Source organism: Spirillospora sp. CA-128828 (assembly GCF_050945415.1).
GTDB lineage: Bacteria > Actinomycetota > Actinomycetes > Streptosporangiales > Streptosporangiaceae > Spirillospora.
In genome coordinates, this window is sequence record NZ_CP191986.1 from 2,922,761 (window position 1) to 2,943,291 (window position 20,531).

Consider the following 20,531-nt stretch of genomic DNA (forward strand, 5'->3'; position numbering starts at 1 on the left):
CTATGCGTCCGGCATGCGTGCCGTGTGCGGAGTGAGCTTCACGGTCGGCGCAGGCGAGACCCTCGGAATCGTCGGGGAGTCGGGGGCCGGCAAGACCGCCCTGGCTCTCGCCTTGATGGGGCTCTTACCGGAGGGCTCCCACGTGACCGGCTCGGTGCGGTTGTGTGGAGAGGAACTGCTGGGACGCTCCGATACGGACATGTCCCGGATGCGCGGCAAGGACATCGCGATGGTGTTCCAGGACGCGTTGTCGGCGCTCACGCCCGTCCACACGGTGGGCGACCAGATCGCCGAAGCCGTCCGGATCCACAGGCGAGTGAGCCGAGCGGCGGCGCGTGCACGTGCCGTTGAGCTGCTCCACCTGGTCGGCGTCTCCGGACGGTGGGCCCGTGCGTATCCGCATCAGCTCTCCGGGGGCATGCGGCAGCGCGTGATGATCGCCATGGCCGTCGCCAACGATCCGGTCGCGATCGTGGCGGACGAGCCGACGACCGCCCTGGACCCGACCGTCCAGGCGGAGGTCCTGGATGTGCTGCGGGTCGCTCAGAAGGCGGTCGGCGCGGCGATCCTGCTGATCACCCACGACCTGCGGGTGGCCGCGGGGTTCGCCGATCGCGTGATGGTGATGTGTGCGGGACGAGTCGCGGAGACCGGCCCGGCGGAACTGCTGAGGCCGCCCCGAATCGAGCCTGCTGAAACGCCTCAAGACAGGCCGGATCGTCCAGTCGTACTGCGTGTGGACGGTCTCGTCCGGCACCACTCGCTTCACAAGGGGACGCTGGTGCGGCGTAGAGCCGGGACGGTGCGTGCTGTGGACGGCATCACGTTCGACGTCAGAGAGGGGGAGACCCTCGCGCTCGTGGGGGAGTCGGGAAGCGGCAAGACCACGACCTTGATGGAGATCCTCCAGATGTCGCGCCCCAAGAAGGGACGCATCATGGTCCTAGGTCACGACACGGCCTTCCTGCGCGCCGCCCGCCGCAGAGCCCTGCGCAAGGACGTTCAGGTCGTCTTCCAAGACACCTGCGCGTCGCTGAACCCCCGTATGCGGGTGTCCGAGATCCTCTCCGAACCGCTGGCCACGCATGGGCAGCCGATCGGCGATCGTGTCGAGGAACTGCTGAATCTGGTTGGTCTGGAACCCGGCCATGCCCGGCGCTATCCCGGGGCTCTCTCAGGCGGGCAGAGGCAGCGTGTGGCCATAGCCAGAGCACTTGCCCTGGAACCACTGCTGCTGTTGCTGGACGAGCCTGTGTCCGCCCTCGACGCCGCTGTGCAAGCTCGCGTCTTGGACCTTCTGCAGAGTCTCCGTGCACGGCTCGGCCTGGCGCTGCTTCTCGTCGCCCATGATCTGGCCCTCGTCCACACCATCGCCGACCGGATCGCCGTCATGCACATGGGCCGCATCGTCGAGATCGGCTCGACGGCCAAGGTGTATCGCGCACCCGCCCATCCGTACACGCGCGCGCTGCTGGACGCGTTGCCGACGCCAGATCTTCGGCCGAACCGGCGCCGCCACATCCTTCTGCGGGGCGACCCATCGGACGTCTCGCCTTCAGGGTGCCGGTTCCGTGTCCGGTGCCCGGACTACGTGACGCTGAGCCCCGCCGCCAAACGCCAATGCGAAGAAAACGATCCGGAGCAGCGCCCTGTGGAATCCGAAAAGAACGCAGACCAGGCAGCCGCCTGCCATCATCCGCTCCTCAAGGCAGAGGTCGAACGTTGAGACTGACACTCGCTCTCGTCCTCGTGGGTTTCGCCCTGATGGCCGGGGCCGGATGCAGCGGCACTCAGGCGTCCACGGCCGACTCGTCGGATCGGCTTCCCGCGTCGGACGTGAACCCGGCTCCGAGGGGCCGTGTGGTGAATGGCGGAACGTTGCGCTGGCCGCTGCCGGAGTTTCCGTCCCAGTGGAACTTCAACCACGTCAACGGTGCCAAGGGCGCGGTCGCGCGCGTCATCCAGGGCGTCCTGCCGTATCTGATGCGCGCCGACGAGAAGGCCGTCCCGCATCCGGTTCCGGAGTATCTGGAATCGGCCACCGTCAAGCGCTCCGAGCACGGCCAGACCGTCACCTACCGGCTCAACCCGCGCGCCAAGTGGTCGGACGGCCGGCCGATCGGATACGCCGACTTCGTCGCCCAGGCCCATGCGCTCTCAGGACGCGACACGAGGTACGAGGTCTCCACCGTTACCGGCTACCGGCAGATCAAGCGCATCGAACGCGGCGCCACCGATCACGTGGTCGAAGTGACGTTCGACCAGACGTACGCGGAATGGCGCAGCCTGTTCAGCCCGCTCTATCCGGCCGCCGCCTACTCCAGCCCGCGCACGTTCAACACCGGCTGGATGAGCGGCCTGCCCGTCACCGCGGGGCCGTTCAAACAGCAGCGGATCGACCGGACGGCCAAAACGGTCACCTTGGTGCGCGATCCCGGGTGGTGGGGCGCGCCGGCGAAACTCGACCGCATCGTCTTCCGCGTCATGGACACCAGTGCCATGCCCGGCGCATTCGCCAACCATGAGATCGACCTGATGGACGTCGGCCTCGACGCCGGTGCGTTACAGCGCGTCGGCCGGGTCCGCGGCGGTGTCGTCCAGAGGGCGGGCGGGCCTGACTGGCGGAACTTCACGTTCAACGCGGCAGGACCCGTCCTGTCCGATCCACGCGTACGGCAGGCGGTCGTGTTCGGCATCGACCGGCGCGTCATCGCGAGAGCCGACCTGTCCGGGCTCGGCGTGCCGGTCAGGACGCTGGGAAATCATTTCTATGTCAACACCCAGGACGGCTACCGGGACAATTCCGGATCACTTGGCGCCTACGATCCGGCGCGCGCCGGGCGGCTTCTGGACGAGGCGGGCTGGAAGGCGCACGGCAGGTACCGCACCAAGGCCGGACGGACGCTCTCCCTCCGCTTCGTCGTGCCGTCCGGTGTCCCGATCGGCAAGCGAGAAGGGGAACTGACGCGCGCGCTTCTCGAACGCATAGGAGTGCGGGTGGACATCCAGGTCGTCCCTGCCGACGATGTCTTCGAACGCTACGTCACACCTGGGAACTTCGACATCGTCCCGTTCTCTTGGCTCGGCACGGCATTCCCGGTGTCGCCGATGAAAGCGGTGTTCGCGCGGCCGCACGGTCACCGCGTCCAGCAGAACTACTCCCGGATCGGGAGCGCCGCCATTGACGCGGGTATGGACCGGGCCATCGCAGAGGTCGACCCCGTGAGAGTCCACAGTCTCGTCAACAGGACCGACCGGCTCATCTGGCGCCAGGCGTCGGTCCTGCCGCTGTACCAGCGTCCGCAGCTCGTCGCCGTCCGAGCGGACCTGGCCAACCTGGGCGCTTGCGGCTTCCTGGAGCCCTCCTACCAGGACATCGGGTTCACGAAACGGTGAGCGTCACGGGAAGGCGAGCCGGACGCCCTTGCGGTCGCTGGTGAAGCGGGCGTTCCACACGTACAGCCGGAGGTCGTCGGCCGACAGGTCCTCCTTGACCGGGAGGTCGGAGACGATGCGGACGATGTAGGAGGCGCCCGCCGGCATCATCGCGCTGCCGTTCTCCTCGATCGGCGCCTTCGACCCGTCCACCCGGTTGGTGATCTTGCTGTGGTTGGGCAGGGTGCACATGTCGTCCGGGATTCCGGCCTGCGGCATGCACCGCTCCCGCGCGTCCGCCGGGACCTGCGCCTTCGGCATGAACAGGTCGCCGGGGAAGTCCAGCAGGACGGGCCGCCGCTGGCTGTTGGTGAGGATGTAGTCGGCGTAGGCGTACGTCGTCCCGGACGGCGGGGCCTGCGTGGCGCCGAGCGGCTGCCGGTTCGTCCCGGCCATGACCGCGGCGAGGCTGTAACCGTAGCCCTCCGGGGTCGTGAAGTTGACCGGCGGCCCGGCCTTCGGGGCGGGGACGGACGAGCCCTGCCCGTCGCCCTGGCTCGCGAGCGTCGGCCGGGCGGAGGCCCCGCCGCCGCCCGTGCCGGGCCGCAGGTACACGATCGCGCCGGCCACCGCGGCGATCCCGACGGCCCCGGTGAGCGCCCCGGCGAGGCCGAGCCTCCCGGCGTGGCTCTTCTTCCTCCGGCGGTGCGAGCGGTACGGCTGGTGGCTGTTGGACATGGTCGTGCGTGCTCCCTCGGGCCCTCTCCAGACTCGGTCAGCGCGTCCTGTCTTCGGCGGCAGGAAACGATACCCGACGCCCGGATCGTCGGCGGTCCGGGTCAGGGACTACGAACGGTGCGTGACGAGGGCCTCGCGGCCGAGCCCCCGCAGGGAGGCGTCCAGCACCTGCGCGGTGTGCGCGACCGCGATGCCGGCGCCGCGCCGGCGCAGCGCGGTGGCGATCTGCATCGAGCAGCCGGGATTGGCGGCGACCAGTAGCTCGGCTCCGGTGGCGTCCACGTTCACCGCCTTGCGGTCGCCGAGTTCGCCGGCGGCCTCCGGCTGGAACAGGTTATATGTTCCGGCGGAACCGCAGCAGATGTCCGGTTCGGCGATCTCGCGCACGGTGAGCTCGGGTATCCCGGCGAGCAGCGCGCGGGGCTGGAGGCGCACACCCTGGGCATGGGCGAGGTGGCAGGCGTCGTGATAGGCGACGGTGACCGGAAGTGGACTCCGTTCCGCGCGCGGCCCGAGTTCCACAAGGTACTCGGCGAGGTCCCGGGTCTTGGCCGACAGCGCCCGCGCCCGCTCCGACCAGTCGGGGTCGTCCGCGAGCAACGCACGGTACTCCTTCATCGCGGAGCCGCAGCCGGCCGAGTTGACCACGATGACGTCGACGGCCTCGAACGTCTCGACCGTCCGGCGGGCGAAGGCGCGGGCCTCCTCCTCACGTCCGGAATGCATGGACAGCGCACCGCAGCAGCCCTGGTTCCTGGGGATGACGACGTCGCAGCCCTCCAGGGCCAGCACACGGGCGGTGGCGGCGTTGACGCCGGGGAAGAACTCGCTCTGGACGCAGCCGGTCAGCATCCCGACCGTGGCGCGGCGTTCACCGCGCGCGGCGACACGCTCGGGGAGCCTCGGCGCCTTGCCCAGAGGTGGTGCGAGCCGTTCCATCGCGGCGATGGACGGCGAGATACGCTCCAGGACGCCGCTGCGCCGTACGAGCCACTCCAGACCCGATCTCTGGTACGCGCGGAGGGGACCGCGCAGGGCGCGAAGCCTCCGCTTGTACGGGAACAACTGGAAGACCAGTTCCCGTATGGCCCGCTCCTTCAGCGAGCGCGGGTGTTCGCGCTCGACGTCCGCACGAGTCATCTCGATGAGGCGGTCGTACTGCACGCCTGAGGGGCAGGACGTCACGCACGCCATGCATCCCAGGCAGCGGTCGAAGTGCTCGACCATCGGCCCACTCAGCGGCTCGCCCTCCACGTGCTGCTGCATGAGGTGGATGCGACCTCTGGGGGAGTCCATCTCCTCGCCCCACAACACATACGTCGGGCACGTGGGCAAGCAGAAACCGCAGTGCACGCAGTCATTGAGTAGATTCGGGAGGTCATCCTGGGCGCTCATCAGATCCCTCCTACGAAACGGCCAGGGGACAGGCGGTTGTCCGGGTCGAACTGGTCCTTCACCCTCCGCATCAGCGTGAGCGCCGGAATCGGGCCCCACACGTCGATCGCGGCGCGCACCTCTTCCGGCGCGTAGCGGACGACGGCGTTGCCGCGGTGCCGGGTGAGGACGTCACGCAGACGACCGAGGACGTCGGCCACCTCGTCCGGTCCCAGTTCGGCCGGGAGGCCCACGTACCCGTGTCCGCTGCCGCTCCATGTCGCGGCGACGTCCGGGCCGAGCGTGGTTAGGACGTCGGGAAGTGCGGGGGGCGGGGCGCTGATGTCGATGAGGGCGGTGCCTTCCGGGTAGGCGCCCCAGCCGTCCGGTGCGCTCTCGGTGATCTCGGATTTCTCGCCGAGTAGTTCTGCGATCTGCCGAGCGCGCGCGGCGACACCGTCCGGGACACCTTCCAGGAGGACCGCGACCGTTCCGGGGGTGATGTACTCGATCGCGCTGGGCGCGACAGGAGAGTGGAGGACGGTCTGGACGGCGTCATGCGTGTCCTCAGGGCCGTCCACGGCACATGTCACATATGCGGACGCCGTGGGGATCGGGTGCAGCCGGAACGTCGCCTCCACGATCAGGCCGAGTGTCCCGTAGGAGCCGGAGAGGAGCCGCCCCAGGTCGTACCCGGCGACGTTCTTGACGACTTTGCCGCCCGACCGCGCGATCTGGCCGTCCGCTCTGACGACCGTGAGCCCGATGACCAGGCTCCTGGGCGTCCCGTACAGCGAACGGAGCGGGCCGGCCGCGCCCGTGGCGATCGTCCCGCCGACCGTGGAACCCGGCAGGGGGAGGTCCAGCGCGAGCCGCTGCCCCCGTTCCGCCAGCTTCTCGTTGAGCCGGTCCATGGGCAGCCCGGCCTCCGCCTTGGCGACCAGGTCGCCGGCGGTGTGTTCGACGAGCTTGTCCAGCCGGTGGGTGTCGACCAGTAGATCGCAGCGTTCCGGAGGCGTCCCCCAGTCGAGGCGGGTCTCGGCGCCACGTGGGACGACGGCCAGCCCCTTCTCGGCGGCGACGCGCATCACGTCGGCGGCCTCCGCGAGGCTCGCGGGTGCCGCGACGAACACCGGCTCCACGCCGAGCACGCCTTCCGCGGGCTCACCGGGCCGTACATCGCCGCACACCTTCGCCAGGGCGTCCAGAGGCCGCATCAGAAGATGTCCGCCTTTCCCTCGAACGGGTGCGGGCCCTTGCGTTTGCCGGGCACCTCGCCGCACAGGCGCGGAGTGGGGAAGATCTTGCCCGGGTTGCACAGCCCCGCGGGATCGAAGCCGCAGCGGACCATCTGCATCGTGTCCAGGTCGGTGTCGGTGAACATGCGCGGCATGTAGCGGGCCTTGTCCACGCCGACGCCGTGCTCACCGGTGATGGAGCCCCCGTGCTCGATGCACAGGTCCAGGATCGCGCCCGACACCTTCTCGGCGCGCTCCTCGGCGCCCGGCTCGGAGTCGTCGAACAGCACCAGCGGATGCAGGTTGCCGTCCCCCGCGTGGAACACGTTCGCGACCCGCACGCCGGACTCGGCCGACAGGGCGTCGATGCCGGCCAGGACGTCCGGGAGGACCGTCCGCGGGATGACGCCGTCCTGGACGAGGTACGCCGGGCTGATCCGGCCCACCGCGGCGAACGCGGACTTGCGTCCCTTCCAGATCAGGGCCCGCTCGACGTCGTCCGCGGCGATCCGGATCTCGAACGCGCCGGAGTCCCGGCACAGCCGTTCCACCTCGGCGAACTGGGCCGCGACCTCGGCGTCCGGGCCGTCCAGCTCCACGATCAGCACCGCGCCGGCGCCCGCCGGGTACTCGCAGCGCACGGCCGCCTCGGCCGCCTCGATCGCGAGCGCGTCCATCATCTCGATCGCCGCCGGGACGACGCCCGCGCCGATGATCGCCGACACCGCGGCGCCGCCCGCCTCGATCGAGCCGAACGCGGCGAGCAGCGTCTGCACGGTCTCCGGCACTCGCGTCAGCCGCACCGTGATCTTGGTGGTGATGCCGAGCGTGCCCTCCGCCCCGACGAACACGCCCAGCAGGTCGTAGCCGGGCGCGTCCGCCGACAGCTCGGCCAGTTCGCCGTCCGGGGTGACGACCTCGCAGGCCAGGACGTGGTGCGCGGTGAACCCGTACTTCAGGCAGTGCGCGCCGCCGGAGTTCTCCGCGACGTTCCCGCCGACGGAGCAGATCTGCTGGCTGGACGGGTCGGGCGCGAAGTAGTACCCGTACGGCCGGACGGCCCGCGTCACGTCCAGGTTGATCACGCCGGGCTCCACGACGGCCCGCTGACCGGGGATGTCGATCTCCAGGATGCGCCGCATCCGGGACGTGACGATCAGCACGCCGTCCGTGCGGGGCAGCGCGCCGCCGGACAGCCCGGTCCCGGACCCGCGGGCCACGTACGGGATCCCGGCCGCCGCGCACTCCCGGACGATCGCCGCGATCTGCTCGGCCGTGTCGGGCAGCACGACGATCCCGGGCGTCGACCGGTGGTTGGTGAGGCCGTCGCACTCGTAGGTGCGCAGCCGCACCGGGTCGGTGATCACCCGGTCCGTCCCGAGCAGCGCCGCCAGCCGGGAACCGAGCGCCGCGAGCATGGTGTCCATCACCTCCACGATCCTCCGCCCCCGATCCCCCCGCAAGATCGGGGGCCTCCGGGTTACGGGAACCGCTGGTACGCGGGCGTGGTGAGGAACTCGGAGTACTCGCCGGCCAGGGTGACCTGCTTGAAGAGGGCCACGGCCTGGTCGTAGCGGGGCTCGTTGTACGCCTGCCCCAGCTCCGCACGGATCTTGCCGAGCTCCTCGTCCAGCAGCTCCTCGACCCACTCCCTGGTGATCTTCCGGCCCTCGGCGGTGGAGACGCCGTTGTAGATCCACTGCCACACCTGGGAGCGGGAGATCTCCGCGGTGGCGGCGTCCTCCATCAGGTTGTGGATCGCGACCGCGCCGGCGCCGTCCAGCCAGGTGGCGAGGTAGCGCAGCGCCACGTCGATGTTGTTGCGCAGGCCCGTCTCGGTGATCTCACCGGGGGTGGCCTTGACGTTGAGCAGGTCGGCCGCGGTGACGCCGACGTCCTCGCGGAGCCGGTCGAGCTGGTTCGGCCGGTCGCCGAGGACGCCGTCGAAGACCTCCCGGCAGACCGGGACGAGGTCGGGGTGGGCGACCCAGGAGCCGTCGAAACCGTCGCCGGACTCGCGGGTCTTGTCGGCCCGGACCTTCTCCAGCGCGACCTTGTTGACCTCCTCGTCGCGGCGGGACGGGATGAACGCCGCCATGCCGCCGATCGCGTGCGCGCCGCGCTTGTGGCACGTCCGGACGAGCAGCTCGGTGTAGGCCCGCATGAACGGCGCGGTCATCGTGATCGCGTTCCGCTCCGGCAGGACGAAGTCCGCGCCCCGGTCCCGGAACTTCTTGATCACGGAGAAGAGGTAGTCCCAGCGGCCGGCGTTCAGGCCGGCGGAGTGGTCGCGCAGCTCGTAGAGGATCTCCTCCATCTCGAACGCGGCCGGGATCGTCTCGATCAGCACGGTCGCGCGGACGGTGCCGCGCGGGATCTCCAGGGCGTCCTGGGCGAGGTTGAAGGCGTCGTTCCAGAGCCGCGCCTCAAGGTGGCTCTCCATCTTCGGCAGGTAGAAGTACGGGCCCTTGCCCTTGGCCAGCTGCCGGCGGGCCGAGTGGAAGAGGTAGAGCCCGAAGTCGAACAGCGACCCCGACATGGGCTCGCCGTCGACCAGGAGGTGCTTCTCCTCCATATGCCAGCCGCGCGGCCGGACGACGATGGTCGCGAGCTCCTCGTCGGCCTTGAGCGCGTAGGACTTGCCGCTCTTGCCGTCGGTGAAGTCGATGGTGCGGTCGAGGGCGTCCCGCAGGTTGAGCTGCCCCTCGATCATGTTGTTCCACAGCGGGGTGTTGGCGTCCTCGAAGTCGGCCAGCCACACCTTGGCGCCCGAGTTCAGCGCGTTGATCGTCATCTTCCGGTCGGTCGGGCCGGTGATCTCGACGCGGCGGTCCACCAGGCCGGGAGCCGGCTCGGCGACCCGCCAGGAGTCGTCGTCCCGGACGCCCGCGGTCTCAGGCAGGAAGTCCAGTGTCCCGCCGGCGGAGAGCCTGCGCTGACGTTCCGCGCGGGCCTCCAGCAGCTCCTTGCGCCGGGCGCCGAACTCGCGCTGCAGGGCGGCGAGCAGGCCGAGCGCCTCGGGGGTCAGGATCTCCTCGTACCGCTCGCCGAGGGGCCCGGTGACCTCGATGCCTTCCAGTCCAGCCATCTCCCTGCCCTTTCGTATAGTGAAATTCAACTTCTGTTACGTGGAGAACGGTACTCGCCGGTACTCAGCCCGGTCAAAGCGGGGTTCCCTCGCAGACCTCCCCGCGCGCGCTTGCGTCAACCCAAGGTGAAACTGGGTGATAACCAGGTGACCTCTGGGGACGGTGCGTGAGACGATCGCCGGGAAGATATGGCCGCGAGGCGGCGTTCTACCGAGGACATATGACTCAACCTTTCTCTGCAGACCAGACCCAGAATCCGGAAGAGATCGAGTACGAGCCCATGACGGGCGAGCTCGACCTTGAGGACCGGCGGGCACTGCGCCGCGTCGCGGGCCTGTCCACCGAGCTGACCGACGTCACCGAGGTCGAGTACCGCGCTCTGAGGCTGGAGCGGGTCGTCCTCGTGGGCGTCTGGACGGAGGGGACGGCCGAGGCGGCCGAGAACTCCCTGCGCGAGCTGGCGCTGCTCGCCGAGACCGCGGGCTCGCAGGTGCTCGAAGGGCTCGTCCAGCGGCGGTCCCGCCCCGACCCGGCGACCTACATCGGCTCCGGCAAGGCCGCCGAGCTGCGCGACGTCGTGATCTCCACCGGCGCCGACACCGTCATCTGCGACGGCGAGCTGGCCCCGAGCCAGCTGCGGCACCTGGAGGAGACCGTCCAGGTCAAGGTGATCGACCGGACCGCGCTCATCCTCGACATCTTCGCCCAGCACGCCAAGAGCCGCGAAGGCAAGGCGCAGGTGGAGCTCGCGCAGCTCAACTACCTGCTGCCGCGGCTGCGCGGCTGGGGCGGCAACCTGTCCCGGCAGGTCGGCGGGCGCGCCGCGGGCGGCGTCGGCATCGGCGGCCGCGGCCCCGGCGAGACCAAGATCGAGCTGGACCGGCGGCGGATCCGCACCCGGATGGCCAAGCTGCGCCGGCAGATCGCCGACATGTCCAAGGCCCGCGACACCAAGCGCGGCGAGCGGCGCCGCCACGCGGTCCCGGCCGTGGCCATCGCCGGCTACACCAACGCCGGCAAGTCGTCCCTGCTCAACCGGCTCACCGGGGCCGGCGTGCTGGTCGAGAACGCGCTGTTCGCCACCCTCGACCCCACCGTCCGGCGCGCCGAGACGCCCGGCGGCCGCGCCTACACCCTCGCCGACACGGTCGGGTTCGTCCGGCACCTTCCGCACCAGCTCGTCGAGGCGTTCCGCTCGACGCTGGAGGAGGTCACCGACGCCGGGCTCGTCCTGCACGTCGTGGACGGCTCCGATCCCGACCCCGAGGCGCAGATCGACGCCGTCCGCGAGGTGCTCCGCGAGATCGAGGCCGACCGGATCCCCGAGATCATCGTGATCAACAAGGCGGACGCCGCCGACGAGCTGGCGATCGCGCGCCTGCAGCGGCGCGAGCCGCACAGCGTCGTCGTGTCCGCCCGCACCGGGTTCGGCATCGACGAGCTGCGCGACGCGATCGAGGCGGACCTGCCGGGACTGGAGAGCGAACTCCACGTCCTGGTGCCGTATGAGCGCGGCGACCTCGTCGCGCAGGTGCACGAGCGGGGCGAGGTGCTCAAGCAGGAGCACGTCGCCGAGGGCACCGTCCTGCACGCTCGTGTTCCGGCGGCTCTCGCGAGTGAGCTGGCCCAGTACGAGACCGTCTCTCCAACGGCCTGAACCCCGCTCCCACCGGGGTTTTCACGGATCCCGGTGGGTTTGGGTCCGCCGGCGGATCGGGTTCGGGAACGTCCGAAGGCGCTTCCTGGTCGCCGAACGGTGACAGCTTGTCCAATCCGCTTGACGGCACGGTTGAAATCCGTACCGTCGAAGAGCCAGGGGCGGGGTGATGGGTGTCGATGTGCTGTGATCAGAGGTTGTCCGACGGACCTTCAGTGCACTACCGTGACGAAACCGATATCTCCGGTCTTGTTGCCAGTGGTGGCCTTCCGGTCACCCGACCCTCCAACGGTGGAGTCGCCGGCATCCAGTCGGCGTTTCGGATCGAGAGCAGGTGGCCCAACCATGGCAGGTCCGAACGCCGGCACGAGGGCGGGCGCCCCGTCCCATCGCCGGACGGCGCCCGGAACCGCGCTGACATGCGCATGGCCCCACCCAGGTCGGTGACCCTATGACGGTACGGCTGTTGACGAACATCGGCAGGCTCTGGACGGGCACCGACGTCTGCAGCAACGCCGCGGTGCTCATCCACGACGACCGGGTCGTCTGGGCCGGGCCCGCCTCCGACCTCCCGCAGAGCGTCCCCGGCATCATCGACGACATCGTCGACGTCGACCACGTGGAGAACCTCGGCGGCGGCCTCGTCACGCCGGGCCTCATCGACGCGCACTCCCACCCCGTCTACGCGGGCAACCGGTGGGCCGAACTGGCGATGCGCACGAGCGGCTCGTCCCACTCGGCCATCACCGCCGCGGGCGGCGGCGTCAACTCCACGGTGACCGTCACCCGGGGCACCGACCCCTGGACGCTCTGCAACGGCGTCCGCGAACGGCTCCGCCAGTGGATCCTCGCCGGGACGACCACGGTCGAGGCCAAGACCGGCTACCACCTCACCCGCGACGGCGAACTCGCCGACATCCGGATGCTGCGGTCGCTGGAGGGCGAGCCCTCCATGCCGCGCATCCACGCCACGTTCCTCGCCGCGCACATCCTGCCGCCGGAGTTCTTCGGCCGGCGCCGCGACTACATCGAGGCCGTCCGGCTCTGGGCCGGCGACGCCGCGGTCGCCGGCGCCGACTCGATCGACGTCTACTGCGACGAGGGCCACTTCACCGCCGAAGAGGCACGCGCCCTGCTGCTCACCGGCAAGCGCGCCGGTCTGAAGGCCCGCATGCACGCCTGCGCCAACGAGCGCATCGGCGCCGCGCAGGTCGCCGCCGAGGTCGGCTGCGCGTCCGCCGATCTGCTCACCCAGGCCAGCGACGACGACATCAAGGCCCTGGCCCACGCCGGCGTCACCGCTACCGTCTGCCCCGGCAGCGCCCTCAACAGCAGCCGCGCCCCCGCACCCGTCCGGCAGATGCTCGACCGCGGCGTCACCGTCGCCCTCGGCACCGACCACAACCCGGGCCAGTGCGGCATCACGTCCATGCCCCTCGTCATCGGGCTGTCCGTCGCGATGTTCGGGCTGAGCGTGACCGAGGCTCTGCGCGCCGCCACGCTGGGCGGAGCCGCCGCGCTGCGCGTCGGCGACCGCGGCTCCCTCGCCCCGGGGATGCTCGCCGACATCGTCCTGTGGGACGCCGACCACGAGGGTGCCTTCGCCTGGGCGTTCGGGCTCCGTGCCCTGCGCGTCTGGCGCGGCGGCGTCCCCGTCCAGCCCTGACCCGGCACACCGCGGCACGGATGATCCCGTCGCGTCGCCCAGAGGCCGCGCCGCGCGCCTCCGCACGGCCGATTCCGGGAGTGAGGCCATCGCCGAACCCGCCGGTGATGGGTAATGTCGCCCCATGGGCAGTGCGGTCGCCGTCGTCACCGATTCCACGGCCTATCTTCCGCCGGGCCTAGCCGAACGGCACGGGCTGACCGTCGTCCCCCTCCAGATCGCCGTCGGCGGCACCACACGGGACGAAGGCGACATCAGCACCGCCGAGGCCGCCCAGGCGCTGAAGGAATGGCACCCCATCACCACGTCCCGTCCGGCTCCCCGGCGCTTCGCGGACGCCTACGAAGCCGCGGCGTCCTCCGGCGCCCGCTCCGTGGTCTCCGTACATCTGTCGTCGGCCATGTCGGGGACGGTGGAGGCGGCTCGGCTCGCAGCCGATGGCGCACCCGTGCCCGTGAGGGTCGTCGACAGCGGAACCATCGGCATGGGCCTCGGGTTCGCCGCACTCTCCGCGGCGGCCGTCGCCATGTCCGGCGGCTCCGCCGAGGAGGCCGTGGCCGCCGCCACCCGGCGGGCCGAGCTCACACGGTCGCTCATCTATGTCGACACCCTTGAGCACCTGCGGCGGGGCGGCCGGATCGGTGCCGCGGCGACACTCCTCGGTTCCGCGCTGATGGTGAAGCCTCTGCTCGACATCGCGGACGGGCGGATCGCGCCACTGGAGAAGGTCCGCACCTCCTCGCGCGCGCTCGCCCGGCTGGAAGAGCTCGCCGTCGCCGAGGCCGGTGACCGGCGCGTCGACCTGGGCGTCCAGCACCTCGCCGCCTCCGGCCGCGCGGAGGCTCTCGCCGCACGGCTGCGCGAACGTGTGCCGCACGTTCAGGACGTCTATGTGGGCGAGGTCGGCCCCGTCATCGGCGCCCACGTCGGTCCCGGCATGCTCGGCGTCGTGGTCGCCCCGCAACTTTGAGCCACCCGTGCGGGAGGCGGCGCCGGGGATGACCGGGTTTCCGGCGGTTCTGCCCGTGCCCGCCGCGGCTGCCGCCCGGGGGTGCTGAGACCGGGTTATCCACAGTTTCGGAACTCGTCGCGGCCGTTCTCCCGGCTTCCTTAGCGTCAGGCGTCATGAGACCCGACACGGAGGATCGCCTGCACACCCTCCTAGGACGGCTGAGGCCGTCCGGCGCGCCACCCGCGGCCCGGTTACGCGCGACGCCCGAGAGATCGCATGTCCGCATGCTCGTCCTCGTCGGCGTGGTCGCCGCGCTCGTGGCCGGCGGCTACCTCTGGCTTGCCCGCCCGCGTCCGCAGCCGTCCGCGGCGCCCACCGCGACCGCCTCGCTCGCCGAGCCCCGGCCGGCCCCGCCCGTCAGCCCGGCGGCGGTGTCGTCCTCGGTGGTCGTGCACGTTCTCGGCAAGGTCAGGCACCCGGGCGTGGTCACGCTGCCGTCCGGTTCGCGGGTCGCCGAGGCGATCAAGGCCGCTGGCGGGGCGCGGCCGGGCGCGAAGACCGGCGCCCTCAACCTCGCCCGCAAGCTGGTGGACGGCGAGCAGATCCCGGTCGGCATCCGTGCCCCGGCACCGTCCGGGCCCGCCTCGCCCGGTGGAGGGGCACCGCCCGGCGGCGGGTCACCGGCCGGCCCGGGCACGCCGCTGGACCTCAACGCGGCCACACCCGACCAGCTGGACGACCTTCCCGGTGTAGGGCCCGTCCTCGCCCAGCGCATCGTCGCCTACCGCACCCAGCACGGCGGTTTCCGCTCCGTCGAGCAACTCCAGGACGTCAGCGGCATCGGCTCCCACCGATTCGCCGACCTGAGATCGATGGTCCGTGTTTGACGGTTCCCTGCTCCGCCCGAGGGCGGAGGTCCCCATAGTGAAGGTGCCAGATGACCCACGATCTCCGCCTCCTGGCCCCGGCCCTCGCCACCTGGCTCACCGCCGCCGCGACGATCGGCCTGCCTCAGCCCCTCATCTATGCCGTCGCGGCGACCGCGGCCGTCGCGTCCCTCTACCTTTTGACCGCCCACCGAGACCGGCCCGTGCGCCCACGGGAGAGTGCCGGGCGCGCGACCGCGTCAAGGGGCGCGCCGGGAGGCGTGGCCGCCGAGCCCGCACCCGCCGCGGATACGCCGAAGGCCGCTCCCGACGCGGGACGGGGGCGGCGGGTCGTCGTGGGGGTCGTGCTGGCATGCGCGGCGGCCTCGGCGGGCGGCGTGGCGCTCCGGACGACGGCCGTCGACGGCGGCCCGGTCCGGGGGCTCGCGCGCGCCGGACGGTTCGCGGCGGCCGAGGCGGTGCTGACCGGCGACCCGCGGGCGAGACCGGGCAACGGCCGCCAGATGATCATCATCCGGGCGCGGGCGGAGGCGGTGGCGCGGTCCAGGGTCCGCGTGCCCGTGCTGCTGATCGCGGGCGACCCTCGCTGGCTCCGCCTGGTGCCCAGCCAGCGGGTGCGGCTTCGAGGGCGATTCGCGACGCCCAAGGGCGCCGGCCTGCTCGCCGCGGTCGTGATCGTGAGAGGTCCGCCCGCGGTCCTCAGCGGGCCGTCCAGGATCCAGCGCGCCGCCGAGCACGTGCGGGCACGGCTGCGGGCGGCGGTGGACCGGCTTCCGCCCGACCGGCGCGGAGTACTGCCGGGCATGGTCGTCGGTGACACCTCCCGCCTGGACCCGTCGCTCGCGGACGACTTCCGCACCGCGGGGCTCACCCACCTGCTCGTCGTCTCCGGTGCGAACCTGGCGATCGTCATCGGGGCCGTGCTCGGGCTGTGCCGCGTCGCGGGACTCGGACGCCGGCGCGCCCCGCCCGTCGCCGTCCTCGCGGTGTTCGCGTTCGTCGTCGTCGCGCGCCCGGAGCCGAGCGTCCTGCGGGCGGCCGTCATGGGCTCGATCGGCCTGCTGGCGCTGTTCACCGGGCGGCAGCGGCAGGGGCTTCCCGCGCTGGCCGCGGCCGTCCTCCTCCTGGTCCTGATCGACCCGGAACTGGCGCGCTCGTACGGGTTCGCGCTGTCGGTCCTCGCGACCGCAGGGCTGATCGTCCTGGCGCCGCCGTGGCGTGAACGGCTCGCCCGCCGGCTGCCCGGTCCCCTCGCCGACGCCCTCGCCGTCGCGGCCGCCGCCGAGGTGGCCGTCGCCCCCGTCCTGGTGATGCTGTCCGGCGAGGTCGGTGTCGTCTCCGTGTTCGCGAACCTGCTGGCGGCCCCGGCCGTCGCCCCCGCCACGCTCCTCGGCGCGCTCGCCGCGGTTACCGCTCCCGTCTCGCTGCCGCTCGCCCGTGCCGTCGTGGGGCCCGCCGGCCTCGCCGTCGGCTGGATCATCTGGGTCGCCCGCACCGCCGCGGCGCTGCCCTACGCGACGATCCCGTGGACCAGAGGCGGACTCGGCGCCGTCACGCTCCTGCTGGCCGGTGCGGTCGCCCTCCTTATCCTGCGCAGCCGCCGCCTGCGCGTCGTCGCGGCCGGCGCCATGACCGGTGTCCTGATCGCGGTCGTCGCCGTCCGCGTGACGGCCCCCGGCTGGCCGCCGCCCGGCTGGCAGATGGTCGCCTGCGACGTCGGCCAGGGCGACGCCCTGGCGCTGTCCGCCGGCCCCGGCCAGGCGGTCGTCGTGGACACGGGCCCCGACCCGGCGCCGGTCGACCGCTGCCTGCGGCGCCTCGGCGTGCGGGACGTCCCGCTGCTCGTCCTGACCCACCCGCACGCCGACCACATCAGCGGCACGTCCGGCGTCCGCCACGGCCGTACCGTCCGCGGGGTACTGACGACGCCCCTGTCGCCGGGCCGCGAGGCGCGCTTCACCTCCGGCCTCCACACCGCCCGCGCCGAGCCCGGCCAGCAGTGGCAGGTCGGAGACCTCACCCTTTCCGTCCTGGCTCCGCCGGCCACCGCCTCCGTCCTCTCGCCCAAGGACGACGGCACCACGATCAACAACGCGAGCGTGGTCGTCGTGGCCCGCAGACCCGGCTTCAGCGCCCTCCTGGCGGGCGACGTCGAACTGGACGCGCAACGTGCCCTGGAGTCGAGCGTCCCGTCCGTGCAGGTCCTGAAGGTCCCGCACCACGGCTCACGTAGCCAGGACCTCCGATTCCTGGCCGCCGCCCGCGCGTCCATCGCGCTGATCTCGGTCGGTGAGCACAACGACTACGGCCACCCGTCCGCCACCACCCTCGGCCTCCTGCGCCGCCTTCGCACCCAGATCCATCGCACGGACAAGGAAGGAGACATAGCCGTGGTCCGCACCAGAACCGGCGTAGCCGCCGTCCCTCGCCATTGACCGCCGCCGGAGGGCCCGATGCCGTGCCCACACGGCACGCTCGGCTGTTCGCGGTCGGCCCTGCCTCTACCGCGGCACGGCTCAGGCGGCCGCCCCGGGTCTCCGGCGTCGCACGGAGCTTGGCGGTGCGCGCCGGGATCACTTCGATGGCCTGTCTTCTTGCCGCGCTGCCGCTGCCGGCGGTACCGGGCCGCGCGGGCGCCGGCCGCGGCCGCCGCCGGGGTCGTGCTGCTCGGCGGCACGGCCGGAACCGGGCCTCACGAGCGCCGATCCAGGCCGTCGAGCACGAGGGGGAGAAAACGCTCCGGGACGACCCCCGGGTGGCAGGCGAAGACGTTGAGCAGATCCATGAGGTCGCCGGTGCTCGCATCCGGTCGCATCGCACCGTCCGCCTGCGCCTGCCGGACCAGTTCGTCGAGGCGCTGCACCAGCGCCTGCCTTGCCTGCGGCGCGGAGGTCCCGGCCAGCGCGGCCGCGATGGCGCCGCGGCTCTTCTCCACGCTGTGGAACACGAAGGCGCGAACGGCCGCCCACGCGTCGGGCTCGGCCGCCACGGCGCGGTCGAGGGCGTCCATGAGCTCGTGAACGTACTGCTCGGCCAGGGCGGCGAGCAGCACGCCGCGATCGGGGAATCGGCGGTAGAGCGTGCCGACGCCGACGCCGGCACGGCGGGCGATCAGCTCCATCGGCGCTTCCGTGCCGCGCTCGGCCATCGCATCGCGTGCCGCCTCCAGGATTCTGTCCCGATTGCGGCGGGCGTCGGCGCGCATTGGATCCTCCAAAGTGGACGACGGTCTTCCGCTTAGTATAGAAGTGGAAGCCGACATTCCGCCTAGGAGGTTGCGTGATGATCGTTGTGACGGGTGCGACAGGCACGATCGGGCGTGCGCTGATCAAGGAACTGGGCGGTGCGGCCCGGGGCAGTGGTACGGCGCGCGGAACAGGGCGAGGAACTGGGTTGCGACTACGTCGTCGGCGACCTGGAGCGGCCGGAGACCATCCCGTTGGAACCGGGTGACAGGCTCTTCCTCAACAGCGCGCTGTGGCCGGGATTCGTGCGAGCGCACCAGGCGGTCATCGATCATGCCGTGGCCGCGGGCGCCGGACAGGTGGTGACCGTCTCTGTGCGCGGCATGATGTCGAGCAGCCTGCTCGGATTCGGCATGCACGGGCAAGTCGACGAGCATCTCCGAGCCTCCGGCGTGCCGTGGTCGATCCTGGCGCCCGTCGGCTTCATGCAGAATCTCGCGGGCGACGTCGACGAGGAAGGGCGAATCTTCGGCTCATACGGCAGGGGCAGGGTCGGCTACATCGACGCACGCGACATCGCCGCGGTCGCAGCCGTGCTGCTCACGCGTCCCGTCGGGGCCGACGCCGCCTACGAGCTCACCGGGCCGGCGGCGCTCACACATGACGAGGTGACCGCTGAGCTCAGCGGAGCACTCGGCCGGCCCGTGCGCTACGTGGACCTGCCGGTGGAGGAGGCCGCCGTGCACTTGGAAAAGCGCGGCATGCCCGCCAACGCGGCCCGTGACCTGGCCGAACTCATGTCGCAGATCGGGGATGGGCGCTGGGCGAGCACGACCACGACCGTGGCCGACATTCTGGGTCGCCAACCGTGTTCGCTACGGGATTTCCTTGGATAGACGTCCGGACCAACGCGCCGACGACCGGGCAACGTCCGGGAGTTCCTCCGCCAGACCATCGCCACGGTGGCCTTGACGTTGTCTCTGGCGGACCCTGCCGGTTGGGACGCCGTCCAGCACTCTGAAAGCGTCGACGTGGCGTGGCCCCAAGAAGCCTTCTGCCCGCCAGAGGCGAGCACGCGGTGCACCACGTGTCCCGGGTACGACACCCGGAGAGTCTTCTGCGGGTTGTGACTGGGGCCGTTCGGACGCGGGGCGGGCGGAGGGGGGACGGTGCCCCTCGGCGGCATGGATCGTCGTGACCGGGGCCGGTGAGGACGTGGGGCGGCACGGGGCGGGTGCAGGACGTGGCATGCTGCAGGGGTGTCGGTCGAGCCCATCATTCTGGTCGTCGGGGACGAAGAGCTGCTCGCGGAGAGGGCGATCGGAGAGGTCGCCGCCTCCGTGCGGGCGGGGGATCCGGAGGCGGAGGTCATCGATCTCGCACCGGGCGGGCTGGAGCCCGGACGGATCTCCGAGCTGACGTCGCCGTCGCTGTTCGGGGGCGGGAAGGTGATCGTGCTCCGGGCGGCGCAGGACCTCGGCAAGGACCTGACGGCCGAAGTGCTCGCCTACGCCAAGGCGCCCGCGGAGGACGTCGTGCTCATCGCCGTCCACCCTGGCGGTGCCAAGGGAAAGGCGCTGGTCGACGGGCTGACCAAGCTCAAGGCGCGCAAGATCTCGTGCCCGAAGGTCACCCGGATGGGGGAGCGCGTCGACTTCGTCCGGGCCGAGATCCGCCGGTCCGGCGGGAAGATCTCGGCGGACGGGGCGCGCGGGCTGATCGACGCGGTCGGCAACGACCTGCGCGAGCTGGCCGCCGCGTGCAGCCAGCTCGTCGCCGACACCGGCGGGAAGATCGATGACGCCGCCATCGCCCGGTACTACCGGGGCCGTGCGGAGATCACCGGATTCATGGTGGCGGACAAGGCCATCGAGGGGCAGCTCGCCGAAGCCCTTGAGCAGCTGCGGTGGGCGCTCGCGACAGGTGTCGCGCCGGTGCTGATCGTCAGCGCGCTGGCCCAGGGCGTGCGGGGGCTGGCGAAGGTCGGCGGCGCGCCCCGGGGCGCGCGCGGCGCGGCGCTGGCGAAGGAGCTGGGCATGCCGCCGTGGAAGATCGACCGGGTGCAGAAGCAGCTGCGCGGCTGGTCGGGCGACGGGGTCGCCCGCGCGCTGACCGCCGTCGCCGAAGCCGACGAGCAGGTCAAGGGCGGCGCCGCCGACCCCGCCTACGCCCTGGAGAAGACCGTCGCCCAGATCGTCGCCGCCCGCGGCTGACACCCGGGAACCCTTGTCCCCATGTCACCTCAACCCCCCGTTGCTGATCGAGGACGGCCACACACCCGTCCGTTGGGCCCTTGCCGTCCGCCTCCGTCCGGGCTGGATGCACTGGCGTTGCCGTGCCCAGGTGAGTGTCGTGGTGAGATTCGGTGCA

General features: G+C 71.5%; 15 protein-coding genes. 9 read left to right on the forward strand and 6 right to left on the reverse strand.

Annotation, left to right across the window (positions count from 1 at the left end):
* The first annotated feature begins 13 nt into the window (after positions 1-13).
* Both ACQPXG_RS14595 and ACQPXG_RS14600 read left to right on the forward strand, forming a co-directional pair.
* Positions 14-1,726 carry a dipeptide ABC transporter ATP-binding protein gene (locus ACQPXG_RS14595; RefSeq protein WP_433469969.1) on the forward strand — a complete coding sequence of 571 codons (1,713 nt, stop codon included), beginning with the start codon at positions 14-16 and terminating at the stop codon, positions 1,724-1,726.
* Between the two features lie 137 nt (positions 1,727-1,863).
* Complete coding sequence (locus tag ACQPXG_RS14600) at positions 1,864-3,396, forward strand: ABC transporter family substrate-binding protein (protein ID WP_433468205.1); 1,533 nt, start codon at positions 1,864-1,866, stop codon at positions 3,394-3,396.
* Positions 3,397-3,399: 3 nt separating this feature from the next.
* On the opposite strand, the gene ACQPXG_RS14605 is transcribed toward ACQPXG_RS14600, so the two are convergent.
* The 5 genes from ACQPXG_RS14605 to aceB all read right to left on the reverse strand — a co-directional run bounded on the left by ACQPXG_RS14605 (position 3,400) and on the right by aceB (position 9,813).
* Positions 3,400-4,113 (reverse strand): hypothetical protein, encoded by a 714-nt coding sequence (locus ACQPXG_RS14605; RefSeq protein WP_433468206.1) that lies wholly within the window; start codon positions 4,111-4,113, stop codon positions 3,400-3,402.
* A gap of 108 nt (positions 4,114-4,221) precedes the next feature.
* Entirely contained in the window at positions 4,222-5,508 is a 1,287-nt protein-coding gene (locus tag ACQPXG_RS14610) for a (Fe-S)-binding protein (RefSeq protein ID WP_433468207.1), read from the reverse strand.
* Positions 5,508-6,704, reverse strand: a complete 1,197-nt coding sequence (locus ACQPXG_RS14615; protein ID WP_433468208.1) for an FAD-binding oxidoreductase — start codon at positions 6,702-6,704, stop codon at positions 5,508-5,510. The genes ACQPXG_RS14610 and ACQPXG_RS14615 overlap by 1 nt, the downstream gene beginning before the upstream one ends.
* On the reverse strand, positions 6,704-8,152 hold the full coding sequence (locus ACQPXG_RS14620) for an FAD-linked oxidase C-terminal domain-containing protein (RefSeq protein ID WP_433468209.1): 1,449 nt from the start codon (positions 8,150-8,152) through the stop codon (positions 6,704-6,706). Before ACQPXG_RS14620 ends, ACQPXG_RS14615 begins: the two co-directional genes overlap by 1 nt.
* Before the next feature lie 53 nt (positions 8,153-8,205).
* Complete coding sequence (gene aceB, locus ACQPXG_RS14625; RefSeq protein ID WP_433468210.1) at positions 8,206-9,813, reverse strand: malate synthase A; 1,608 nt, start codon at positions 9,811-9,813, stop codon at positions 8,206-8,208.
* Between the two features lie 221 nt (positions 9,814-10,034).
* Between aceB and hflX the strand changes: the two genes are divergently transcribed.
* From hflX to ACQPXG_RS14650, 5 genes are all read left to right on the forward strand, one after another.
* The gene (hflX, locus tag ACQPXG_RS14630; protein ID WP_433468211.1) at positions 10,035-11,471 is read left to right on the forward strand and encodes a GTPase HflX; all 1,437 of its coding nucleotides are present in this window, start codon (positions 10,035-10,037) and stop codon (positions 11,469-11,471) included.
* A 451-nt stretch (positions 11,472-11,922) separates the two neighbouring features.
* On the forward strand, positions 11,923-13,137 hold the full coding sequence (gene hutI / locus ACQPXG_RS14635) for an imidazolonepropionase (RefSeq protein WP_433468212.1): 1,215 nt from the start codon (positions 11,923-11,925) through the stop codon (positions 13,135-13,137).
* Between the two features lie 124 nt (positions 13,138-13,261).
* Complete coding sequence (locus ACQPXG_RS14640) at positions 13,262-14,107, forward strand: DegV family protein (protein ID WP_433468213.1); 846 nt, start codon at positions 13,262-13,264, stop codon at positions 14,105-14,107.
* Positions 14,108-14,262: 155 nt separating this feature from the next.
* Complete coding sequence (locus ACQPXG_RS14645; RefSeq protein WP_433468214.1) at positions 14,263-14,976, forward strand: helix-hairpin-helix domain-containing protein; 714 nt, start codon at positions 14,263-14,265, stop codon at positions 14,974-14,976.
* Between the two features lie 50 nt (positions 14,977-15,026).
* A complete protein-coding gene (locus tag ACQPXG_RS14650) occupies positions 15,027-17,411 on the forward strand; it encodes a ComEC/Rec2 family competence protein (RefSeq protein WP_433468215.1) in 2,385 nt (794 codons plus the stop codon).
* 257 nt (positions 17,412-17,668) lie between these two features.
* On the opposite strand, the gene ACQPXG_RS14655 is transcribed toward ACQPXG_RS14650, so the two are convergent.
* Positions 17,669-18,181: a TetR/AcrR family transcriptional regulator gene (locus ACQPXG_RS14655; protein ID WP_433468216.1), complete on the reverse strand. Its 513-nt coding sequence runs from the start codon at positions 18,179-18,181 to the stop codon at positions 17,669-17,671.
* A 138-nt stretch (positions 18,182-18,319) separates the two neighbouring features.
* On the opposite strand from ACQPXG_RS14655, the gene ACQPXG_RS14660 reads away from it, so the two are divergent.
* Positions 18,320-19,057: an NmrA family NAD(P)-binding protein gene (locus ACQPXG_RS14660; RefSeq protein WP_433468217.1), complete on the forward strand. Its 738-nt coding sequence runs from the start codon at positions 18,320-18,322 to the stop codon at positions 19,055-19,057.
* Between the two features lie 363 nt (positions 19,058-19,420).
* A complete protein-coding gene (gene holA, locus ACQPXG_RS14665; RefSeq protein ID WP_433468218.1) occupies positions 19,421-20,374 on the forward strand; it encodes a DNA polymerase III subunit delta in 954 nt (317 codons plus the stop codon).
* The last annotated feature ends 157 nt before the right edge of the window (positions 20,375-20,531 follow it).